The following is a 10,682-nucleotide window of genomic DNA, read 5'->3' on the forward strand; positions in this document are numbered from 1 at the left end:
TTTATCATTATGCTTGGAACAAGGGTGGTAGCGCGAGCAGGTCCTCGTCCCTTTCCAGGGGATGGGGCTTTTTTTGTTGTCACAGCAGTCAGATTTTTCGCATGGTCTTTCGATGAATTTTTCAAATAAGAAAGGGGATCTGTAAAGCATGCAGCGCGTAGATGTGAAGGAACGTGCAAGAGCCCGCGATATCCGGGTACTGGGCAGATGGAAATCAGAGCAGACATTTGAGCAATCGATCGAAAATCGTAATGGGAAACCTAATTTTGTATTTTACGAAGGTCCGCCGACTGCCAATGGCAAGCCGCATATCGGCCATGTGCTTGGACGGGTAATCAAGGATTTTGTTTGCCGCTACAAGACAATGTCCGGATACCGTGTTGTGCGCAAAGCTGGCTGGGATACGCACGGATTGCCTGTCGAGCTTGGGGTGGAGAAGCAGCTGGGCATCTCCGGCAAGCAGGAAATCGAGAAATACGGCATCGAAGCCTTTGTCAAAAAATGCAAGGACAGCGTCTTTGAGTATGAACGGCAGTGGCGTGATCTGACGGAAGCGATCGGCTATTGGACTGATATGGACAAGCCTTATATTACGCTGGACAACAACTACATTGAGAGCGTATGGCATATTTTATCCACGATTCATGGCAAAGGGCTGCTGTACCGCGGTCACCGGGTCAGCCCATACTGCCCATGCTGCCAGACAACGCTCAGCTCTCATGAGGTTGCCCAGGGCTATGAGGATGTGAAGGATCTCAGCGCAACGGTGAAATTCAAGCTGACCGATTCCGGCGCCTATGTGCTGGCATGGACGACAACCCCTTGGACCCTTCCGGCGAATGTAGCGCTTGCCGTCAATCCGAAGCTGGACTATGTCCGGGTGAGAAAAGAAGGGGAGCTGTATATCGTCGCAGCGGGCCTTGTGGAAAGTGTAATGAAAAGCGGATATGAAATCGAGTCCACTTTAAAAGGGGCTGATCTGCTCGGCTTGAAATATGAGCCTCCATTCCGCTACGCCGCGCTGGATAACGGGCACTTCGTCATTCCTGGTGACTTTGTCAGCGATACGAGCGGTACAGGGATTGTTCATATTGCGCCGGCCCATGGTGAGGACGACTACAAAGTGGCCCGCCAAAATGGCGTCAGCTTCCTGAATGTGGTGGACAATGCCGGCCGGTATATGGATATGGTGACTGATCTGGCAGGCCGTTTCGTAAAAGATTGCGATATCGATATTGTCAAGATGCTCAGCGAGCAGGGATTGCTGTTCTCCAAGGAGCGGTACGAACACAGCTATCCGTTCTGCTGGCGCTGCAAATCGCCGCTTATCTACTATGCAACAGAGAGCTGGTTCATTGAAACGACCGCGGTGAAGGAACAGTTAATTGCCAATAACAACAAGGTGGACTGGTATCCGGGGCATATCCGGGAAGGTCGGTTCGGCAAATTCCTTGAGGATCTCGTCGACTGGAACATCAGCCGCAACCGTTACTGGGGAACGCCGCTTAATGTTTGGGTTTGCGACAGCTGCGGGGGACAGCATGCGCCTGGAAGCAGGGCGGATCTGGTTGCGCGTTCGGTAGAACCCATCTCTCCCGACATTGAACTGCACAAGCCCTATGTGGATGAAGTTAAGCTGAACTGTCCGCATTGCGAAGGCGGTGTGATGACCAGAACGTCTGAGGTTATCGATGTCTGGTTCGACAGCGGCTCGATGCCGTTCGCGCAGCAGCATTATCCGTTTGAGAACGAAGCGGCATTTGCGGATCAGTACCCGGCAGATATTATTTGCGAGGGCATTGACCAGACGCGCGGCTGGTTCTTCAGCCTGCTGGCCGTATCAACGCTCTATAACGGCAAGGCTCCGTATAAGGCGGTCATTTCAACCGGACATGTGCTTGACGAGAACGGGCAGAAAATGTCCAAGTCCAAAGGGAATGTCATTGACCCGTGGGAAATCCTCGATGAATATGGAGCCGATGCGTTCCGCTGGGCATTGTTGTCTGACAGCGCGCCATGGAACAGCAAACGGTTCTCGCGGGGGATCGTTGGCGAAGCCAAATCAAAGGTAATGGACACTATCGTCAATACTCATGCGTTTTTTGCCCTGTATGCGTCGATTGACGGATATGAGCCTTCCAGGCATCCATACCGGGAATCTTCAGGAAAGCTGGACCGCTGGATTGTGTCGAGGTTGAACAGCTTGATCAAGCAGGTGGAGAAGGGGCTTGAGGTGAATGATTTTCTCAACCCGGCCAAAGCCATAGAGGTATTCGTCGATGAATTAAGCAACTGGTATATCCGCCGTTCCCGCGACCGGTTCTGGGGAAGCGGCCTGACGGATGACAAGCTGGATGCCTACGGGACGCTGCGGCATGTGCTGCTCACGCTCTCGCGGCTTATTGCCCCTTATGCGCCAATTCTCGCGGAAGACATCTACGGCAATCTGGGAGGCGGTACGGAAAGCGTTCATTTGGCCGATTACCCAAAAGCCGATGACTCCGCAATCGATGAAACCTTGGAGCGTGATATGGAGACCGCCCGTCAGATTGTCGAGCTTGCGCGCAATGTCCGCAACGAAACGGGGATCAAGACCCGTCAGCCGTTGTCCGAGTTGATTATTGCTCTGGATCGTGAATTCGATCTTACAGCGTATGAAGACATCATCAAGGACGAAATCAATATCAAGACTATTGCAATTGCAAGCGGCGACAGCGGGTTTGTGGATTTCACCTTTAAGCTGAACCTGAAGGTTGCGGGTAAAAAATACGGCAAACTGGTGGGGGGCATTCAAGCCTATCTGAAGCAGCTGACGCCGGAGCAGACCCAAGCGGTGGTGCAAAGCGGGGAGCTTGCATATCCTTCCTCCGAAGGTGAAACGTTGACTCTTGCACTCGATGAGCTGCTGATTGAGAAACAGGCCAAGGCCGGGTTTGCATCCGCTTCGGGTTATCAGCTGACGGTGGCGGTTAATACCGATATTACACCCGAGCTTGAACAGGAAGGCTTGGTTCGCGAAGTCATCCGCGCAGTTCAGGATACACGCAAGAAGCTGGATTTGCCGATTGAGAAGCGGGTTCATCTGACGCTTGATGTGGATGCCGAGCTGAAGGAAGCGCTGAAGGCATTCGAATCTGTTCTGATGGAGAATGTGCTGCTGAGCGGAGTCGATTATGGAAGCAGCGAGGGAATGGAGCGGCTGAAGCTCGGCGAGAAAGAAATTGGAATTTTAATCGGCGGTTAAGGGCATTATAACCGGTGAATAACCGCATATGACTTAACGTTCATGCGAATGCTGCCGGCGAAGCGGCAAATGCCGTTTCGCCGGCAGCATCTGCATGGGCGTTTTTTACTTCTTGCCTTGCTCATCAACTACCACGATCATACGGAGGGTTCAATATGACCGAGGAAACAAAAAGCCTGAACGCCATCCAGCATTCGATGGAAATATTGGACCGCCGGCTGGAGAAAGTCGCCGTGGATATGGAACGTTCGCAAATGGCGGATTATGTGCTGCTTCTTAATCGGCCGCTTTCCCTGATATGGCGCAATTTATTGGCCGGCATATTCCGCGGCGTCGGCATCGCGCTGGGATTTTCCATTTTTGCGGCGACGATTATTTATATCCTGCAGTTCCTTGGCGCGCTGAACCTGCCGATTGTCGGCGACTATATCGCTGATATTGTACGGATTGTGCAGCATCAGCTCGAAGGCAAAGTTTATTGACCGTTAAGAACGGCAAGTACGTTTCCTGTTCTGTACATAAGATTTAAGCCAGCTATTCCAGTCCGCTGTCTCCCTCTTTGTTTTTCAGATAATCGTAATATTCCCGGTTGCGAACGACGCTGACTACTTTCCCGGTAATATCGGTAGCCAGGAAGCTCTCCAGCGGCTCTACATAACCGTCTGGTTCGCCGGCTTCAATACCCATTTCGTCATAGGACTCGACGTCGCGGTTTTCGGACATGGCCGGAGAGTCGGAGTTTCCCCACTGCTCCACGATTTGCCAGGCATCTTCCCCGTCAAAGCCATTGTAGCCCTCATGCTCATCCATGCTGGAATGCCCGAAGGCTGGCGTGAGCACCTGCTCTTCAATGGGTCTGCGTTCTGATATCTCCTGCCTTGGCGAATGCTCCACACAATATAAGGTATCGGGCAGCGCCTGCAGCCGTTGATACGGGATAGTTTCGCCGCACACCAGACATCTGCCGTAAACGCCATTATCCATCGCCGTCAATGCCGCTTCAATCCGTTCCAGCCGAAGCTCCTCCTGCTCCAAAAGCGCCGTATCCTTGCCACGCTCATAGATTTCGCTTGCCACATCGCCGGGATGGTTATCGATCATCGACAATTCTCCGGTTTCATCCCGCTGGGAGTCGGCATGACCGTAATGATCGCTCTCTTCAAGCCGCCTGGCAGTTTCATTCTTCTCCGCTTCCAGTTGGCTTCGCAGCATATTCAACTGATTCATCGTCAATGTATTCACGATTGCAGCCCCTCTTTTCCATTTGTATAGCTGTGCAGGATTGTCTTTAGCTTTCGCTGATATGCCTGATTTTAGAGGTGGGCATCGCTGGGGCATTTGGCAAACGGGGGCAGGCGGGAGCAATGAAGGATTCGCTGGTGGCAAATAGGTGGAATATGCTACAATGTTTGGGACAAGGGGGCATGATGTTTTTGAGATTATATTATTATTGGATCGCTTTATTCGTCTTTGTGATTGATTGGGTTACCAAACGGCTAATCGAGAATAATCTTGTAATCGGTGAAAGAATCAATGTGCTCGGCGACGGATTTTTTATTATTACCTCCCTCCGCAACGAAGGAGCGGCATTTGGCATCCTCCAGCAGCAGCAGATATTGTTTCTCTGCATTACTTTGGTGGTTGTGGCCGGAATAGTCTGGTATCTCCAGAAGAACCGTCAGTCCGGCAAGCCCTTGTTACTGGTGGGCCTTGGCATGGTGCTTGGCGGGGCAGTAGGCAACTTCCTCGACCGTGCGCTTTATGGCCATGTAGTCGACTTTTTGCAATTTACCTTTGGTCATTACATCTTTCCGATATTTAACTTGGCCGACTCGGGTATTGTATGCGGGGTTGCGCTGATTTTGCTGGACGCCATTTTATCCATGAAGAATGAGAACGGAGATTCGAATGACCATAAAGAGCCTATCGAACAGGACAGACAGGATGGACAAGACGGACATGACAGCAAACAAGAGCATCAACCCATTCAATGATGAGCCGCTTGAGTTCACGGTTGACGAGAGTCAGACACGACAGCGGCTTGATAAATATGTAACAGAAAGCCTTGAAGAAGGACTGGCATCACGCACGCAGGTGCAGGAATGGATCAGGACCGGTGCGATTCAGGTGAACGGACGGACGGTTAAAGCCAACCACAAGATTACAGCCGACGAGCATATCGCCATTGTCATTCCTGAACCGGAGCAAGCCGTAATCGATCCCGAGGATATCCCGCTTGAAATTGCCTATGAGGACAGCGATGTCATCGTGATCAACAAACCGCGCGGGATGGTCGTGCATCCGGCGCCAGGACACTATTCGGGGACACTCGTTAACGCGCTTATGTTTCACTGTACCGATTTGTCCGGCATCAACGGCGTTCTTCGTCCCGGCATCGTACATCGTATAGATAAAGACACCTCCGGACTGATTATGGCGGCCAAAAATGATCTGGCCCACGCTTCACTCGCAGCCCAGCTGAAGGACCATACCGTGACGCGCAAATATATCGCGCTCGTTCACGGCAAAGTGCCGCATGAGCATGGCACCATCGATGCCCCGATCGGGCGGGATCCGCAGGACCGCAAGCTGTTTACGGTCACCCAGAAGGGCAGCAAGCATGCGGTTACGCATTTTGCAGTCCTGGAGAGATTGGGCGAGGACTTTACTTTGCTGGAGCTGCAGCTGGAAACCGGCCGCACGCATCAGATCCGCGTTCATCTCAAATACATCGGCTACCCGCTGGCCGGAGATCCCATGTACGGGCGCAACAAGACGATTGCACTCAAAGGGCAAGCGCTGCATGCGGCCGTTCTGGGCTTTACGCATCCCCGTTCCGGAGAGTATCTGGAGTTTTCTGCTCCTATTCCAGAGGACATTGAACATGAATTGATGATATTGCGGCAACGTTAATGGTGAAAAGTGCAAACTTTTCACTATTTTCTTTATTATGTTTGTTCTGTCTGTAGGCTATGATGATAGCAATTCATACTATGCCGCGAACGGCCATAGAAAGGTGAGATTGAAGTCAGATGACACAAATTAACCACAACTATACGCAGCTGCAGGGCAGCTACCTGTTTTCCGAGATTGCCAAACGCCGCACCAAATTCACCCAGGAGAATCCGAATGCGCAAATTATCAGCCTGGGTATCGGCGATGTTACCCGCGGTTTGCCTGATGCTGTCGTGAAAGCGATGCACAAAGCCGTGGACGAGCTGGCTAGCCCCGATGCATTCCGCGGGTACGGCCCGGAGCAGGGATATGATTTTCTGATTCAGGCCATTATTGAGAATGACTACAAAGCGCGGGGCATCGATATCGCAACCAATGAAGTGTTTGTAAGCGATGGTTCCAAATGCGATGTAGGCAATATCCAGGAGATTTTCAGCCAGGATGCGGTAGTAGCGGTACAGGATCCGGTATATCCGGTCTATGTGGACACCAATGTCATGGCAGGCCGTTCGGGTCAATTCAATAAAGAAACGAACCAGTACGAGAACATTGTTTATCTGCCATGCAGCTCGGAGAATGACTTTATTCCAAGCCTGCCTGACCGCAAAGTGGATTTGATCTACTTGTGCTATCCTAACAATCCGACAGGTATGACGCTGAGCAAAGAAGAGCTGAAGCGCTGGGTGGATTATGCCAGAGCGAACAACTGCATCATCCTGTATGATTCCGCCTATGAAGCGTTTATTCAGGAAGAGGATGTTCCGCGCAGCATTTATGAAATCGAAGGGGCGAAGGAAGTAGCCATCGAATTCCGCAGCTTCTCCAAAACAGCAGGCTTCACCGGCGTCCGTTGCGCCTACACGATTGTTCCGCGCGAACTGAAGGCCAAAGATGCAGACGGAAATACGCTGCTCGTCAATGATCTGTGGAACCGCCGCCACACAACGAAATTCAACGGCGTATCCTATGTGACCCAACGCGGGGCAGAGGCGATCTACAGCCCTGAAGGCAAACAGCAAATTGCCGCCACCATCGATTATTACATGACCAATGCCCGTATCATCCGTGACGGACTGGCTTCGCTTGGCCTGGAAGTATTCGGCGGCGTCAATGCCCCTTATATCTGGCTCAAAACACCAAACGGCATGGATTCATGGGCATTCTTCGATAAATTGCTGTCCGAGGCCAACATTGTGGGAACTCCTGGCGTAGGCTTCGGCCAAAGCGGACAAGGCTACTTCCGTCTCACCGCTTTCGGCAGCCGCGAGAATACCGAGAAAGCCGTTGAACGCATTACGAAGCTCAGCCTGTAACAACTCTCATGTAAGGTATTGACATCATTTGTCGAACGTGGGATAATTCCTTTAATGAACAGTAGTACCTTTAATTCAGTCCAGAGAGGCTGTCAAGGTATCGTGAATAATGGAATGTTCCTCATGCAACCCGGACAAGAACCGCTGGCGGCTTTTTGCGCGCAGACGGCTCTTGTCGGAAAGAGAAGGGAACATTCATTTGAACGACTCCTTGCGACGGCCGCAAGGAGTTTTTTATTGTGACCGATCATCGCTTGGAGTCAGGGAGGCGGATGAAGCGTATGGATGGGCAGCACCGCATCATTATGGACGAAACTGCGATCCGCCGTGCTCTCACGCGTATCGCCCACGAAATCGTGGAAAAGAACAAGGGCATTGATAACTGTGTACTCGTCGGCATTCGTACACGCGGCATTTATCTGGCGCAGCGAATCGCCGAGCAAATCCGCGAGATCGAAGGCCTCCCTGTAGAGGTGAAGGGAATCGACATTACCCTGTACCGCGATGACAGAGGAACCGGCGGAAGGTCGGGTTCCGGCTCAGAGCAGTCAGCTTCATCCTTGGAGGCAAGCAAAGACGACAATGTCATCAGTGTGCAGGACAAGCGGATTATTTTGTTCGACGATGTGCTGTATACGGGCCGTACGATCAGAGCTGCAATGGATGCATTGATGGATTGCGGCAGACCCCAGACGATTCAACTGGCGGTGCTGGTGGACAGGGGACATCGCGAGCTGCCGATCCGGCCTGATTATGTGGGCAAGAACGTGCCGACCTCCAAGCAGGAACAGATTCAGGTCTCGCTTCAAGAAGTGGATCATGAAGATAAAGTGACCATTATCCATTAAAGGGGGCAGGCTATAAGCATGAATGAAACGATAGTAAAACAGCGCAGTTTGCTGGGATTGAAGGATATGCCGCAGGAGGAAATAACAGAACTGCTGGAACGCGCCGCTTATTGGGAAGCCCAGCCCGACAAGCTAACCCCTGTGCTCCAGGGTAAATTTGTGGCCAATATGTTTTTTGAGAACAGCACCCGCACGAGATTCTCGTTCGAGGTCGCCCAGAAGCGTCTGGGAGCTGAAGTGCTGAACTTCTCCGCAGCGGTATCCAGTGTGCAAAAAGGCGAATCGATCTACGATACGGTGCGCACGCTTGAATCCATGGGGATTGACGCCGGGATCATCCGTCTGAAGCCGATCGGCGTGCTGGCGGACCTGGCAACCAAAATCAAGGTGCCGCTGATTAACGCCGGGGACGGAAATAACGAGCACCCTACGCAGGCGCTGCTCGATCTTTATACGATTCGCAAGGAGTTCGGTGGATTAAAGGGATTGACCGTTTCCATTATAGGCGATGTTCTGCACAGCCGGGTTGCCCGGTCCAACCTGTGGGCAATGAAGAAGCTTGGGATGAACATACGGTTTTGCGCCCCGCCAGGCATGGCAGCTTCCGAGCTCGACGTTCAATACGTCACGATCGAAGAAGCGTTGAAGTCCGATGTGGTCATGATGCTTCGCGTGCAGCTGGAACGCCATGAGAACGGCGTGTTCCAATCAGCCGGGGAATATCGGAAGCAGTACGGGCTGACGGCAGAGCGGGCTGCGTCAATCGCGGATCACGCCATCATCATGCATCCGGCTCCGATCAACCGCGATGTGGAAATCGACGATGAACTGGTGGAGCATCCGAAATCGCGGATTTTCCAGCAAATGCAGAACGGCGTAGCGGTCCGGATGGCCGTTATCGAGCGGGCGCTCGCTTAAGCAGCGGCTAATCAGATCGCATGCAAATGCCAAAAAGGAGAATTGAATAAATATGAGGTCCTTATGGATAGTAAACGGTCAAATATGGAATGAGAATAAAGAGCAGCTGGAAACCAGACATGTGAAAATTGAGAATGGCCTGATTGCCGCCATTGAAGACGGCGCAGCAGGGATTCCGGATACAGCTGGATATGAAGTTGTGGATGCGGCAGGAAAGCTGGTTTCCGCAGGATTGATCGATATGCACGTTCATCTGCGCGATCCCGGTTTTGAACATAAAGAAGATATCGCAACAGGCACCAGGTCCGCTGCCAAAGGCGGTTTCACAACGATTGCCTGTATGCCGAACACCAGGCCGGTTACTGACACGCCGGAAACCGTCAGGTACATTCTGGACAAGGCTGCAGCTGAAGGCGTCGTTAAGGTACTGCCTTATGCGGCTATAACCAAGAACGAGCTTGGCCGCGAGCTGACCGATTTTGCAGCGCTGAAGGAAGCTGGCGCAGTTGGCTTCACCGATGACGGCGTGGGCGTTCAGAATGCACAAATGATGAAAAACGCCATGGCGCTGGCAGCTTCCATGGACATGCCGGTTATTGCCCACTGCGAAGACGACTCACTCGTTGAAGGCTTGTTCGTCTCCGAGGGCAAATTCGCTGAACGCAGCGGCTTGAAAGGCATTCCCAACGAATCGGAGGCCATCCATGTCGGACGGGACGTTTTGCTGGCGGAATCGACAGGCGTCCACTATCATGTCTGCCATGTAAGCACCGAGCAATCGGTTCGTCTGATCCGGCTCGCCAAGCAGGTCGGGATTAAAGTAACTGCCGAGGTATGCCCCCATCACCTGGTTCTCTCGGATGAGGACATTCCGGGGATGGATGCCAATTGGAAAATGAACCCTCCGCTGCGGACACCCCGCGATGTCGAAGCGGTTATCGAAGGACTCGAGGACGGTACGCTGGACATGATCGTGACCGACCATGCGCCGCATAGTGCAGAGGAGAAGGCGCGCGGCATGCAGCTTGCGCCGTTCGGAATTGTCGGCTTTGAAACAGCTTTTCCGCTCCTGTATACGAAATTTGTGCAGACTGGCAAATGGACGCTGGGCTTCCTGCTCAAGAGAATGACAACTGACCCTGCGCGGGTATTCAGACTCAGCAGCGGCAGGCTTGAAATCGGAGCGCCAGCGGATGTGACGATTGTGGATTTGGAGAACGAGCGGACGGTTGATCCGGAAAGCTTCGTTTCCAAAAGCAATAATACGCCGTTTGGCGGCTGGAAATTATCCGGGTGGCCCGTGCTGACCATTGTGGACGGATCTGTGGTTTGGTCGGAACTGTAAGATAACAGAGAGAAACATACTCAACTTAGATCAGTGTCTCGCGTCTGATGCGAACCTAT

At 52.3% G+C, this 10,682-nt stretch carries 9 protein-coding genes and 1 other annotated feature (1 of these 10 running past the window's edge); of the genes, 8 read left to right on the plus strand and 1 reads right to left on the minus strand.

Translation table 11 applies throughout. The features are described from left to right. Nucleotides 1–55: a binding site (T-box leader), on the plus strand (it extends 315 nt beyond the left edge of the window). Nucleotides 56–148: 93 nt separating this feature from the next. Both ileS and AC0YOA_RS09555 read left to right on the plus strand, forming a co-directional pair. Then, the gene (gene ileS / locus AC0YOA_RS09550) at nucleotides 149–3,244 is read left to right on the plus strand and encodes an isoleucine--tRNA ligase (protein WP_475786390.1); all 3,096 of its coding nucleotides are present in this window, start codon (nucleotides 149–151) and stop codon (nucleotides 3,242–3,244) included. Nucleotides 3,245–3,441: 197 nt separating this feature from the next. Then, complete coding sequence (locus AC0YOA_RS09555; RefSeq protein WP_379114353.1) at nucleotides 3,442–3,726, plus strand: DUF5665 domain-containing protein; 285 nt, start codon at nucleotides 3,442–3,444, stop codon at nucleotides 3,724–3,726. 52 nt (nucleotides 3,727–3,778) lie between these two features. On the opposite strand, the gene AC0YOA_RS09560 is transcribed toward AC0YOA_RS09555, so the two are convergent. Then, nucleotides 3,779–4,486, minus strand: a complete 708-nt coding sequence (locus AC0YOA_RS09560) for a TraR/DksA C4-type zinc finger protein (protein WP_475786391.1) — start codon at nucleotides 4,484–4,486, stop codon at nucleotides 3,779–3,781. A 182-nt stretch (nucleotides 4,487–4,668) separates the two neighbouring features. On the opposite strand from AC0YOA_RS09560, the gene lspA reads away from it, so the two are divergent. The 6 genes from lspA to AC0YOA_RS09590 all read left to right on the plus strand — a co-directional run bounded on the left by lspA (nucleotide 4,669) and on the right by AC0YOA_RS09590 (nucleotide 10,623). Next, the gene (gene lspA / locus AC0YOA_RS09565) at nucleotides 4,669–5,238 is read left to right on the plus strand and encodes a signal peptidase II (protein ID WP_475786392.1); all 570 of its coding nucleotides are present in this window, start codon (nucleotides 4,669–4,671) and stop codon (nucleotides 5,236–5,238) included. Then, nucleotides 5,204–6,157 (plus strand): RluA family pseudouridine synthase, encoded by a 954-nt coding sequence (locus tag AC0YOA_RS09570; RefSeq protein WP_475786393.1) that lies wholly within the window; start codon nucleotides 5,204–5,206, stop codon nucleotides 6,155–6,157. Before lspA ends, AC0YOA_RS09570 begins: the two co-directional genes overlap by 35 nt. Nucleotides 6,158–6,276: 119 nt before the next feature. Further along, a complete protein-coding gene (locus tag AC0YOA_RS09575; RefSeq protein WP_475786394.1) occupies nucleotides 6,277–7,512 on the plus strand; it encodes an LL-diaminopimelate aminotransferase in 1,236 nt (411 codons plus the stop codon). A 281-nt stretch (nucleotides 7,513–7,793) separates the two neighbouring features. Continuing rightward, entirely contained in the window at nucleotides 7,794–8,360 is a 567-nt protein-coding gene (gene pyrR, locus AC0YOA_RS09580) for a bifunctional pyr operon transcriptional regulator/uracil phosphoribosyltransferase PyrR (protein WP_210046586.1), read from the plus strand. Nucleotides 8,361–8,378: 18 nt separating this feature from the next. Beyond that, nucleotides 8,379–9,278, plus strand: a complete 900-nt coding sequence (locus AC0YOA_RS09585) for an aspartate carbamoyltransferase catalytic subunit (RefSeq protein WP_475786395.1) — start codon at nucleotides 8,379–8,381, stop codon at nucleotides 9,276–9,278. Nucleotides 9,279–9,330: 52 nt separating this feature from the next. Beyond that, nucleotides 9,331–10,623, plus strand: a complete 1,293-nt coding sequence (locus AC0YOA_RS09590; protein WP_210046549.1) for a dihydroorotase — start codon at nucleotides 9,331–9,333, stop codon at nucleotides 10,621–10,623. Nucleotides 10,624–10,682 lie beyond the last annotated feature (59 nt).

This window comes from Paenibacillus sp. JT22N12, assembly GCF_056269365.1.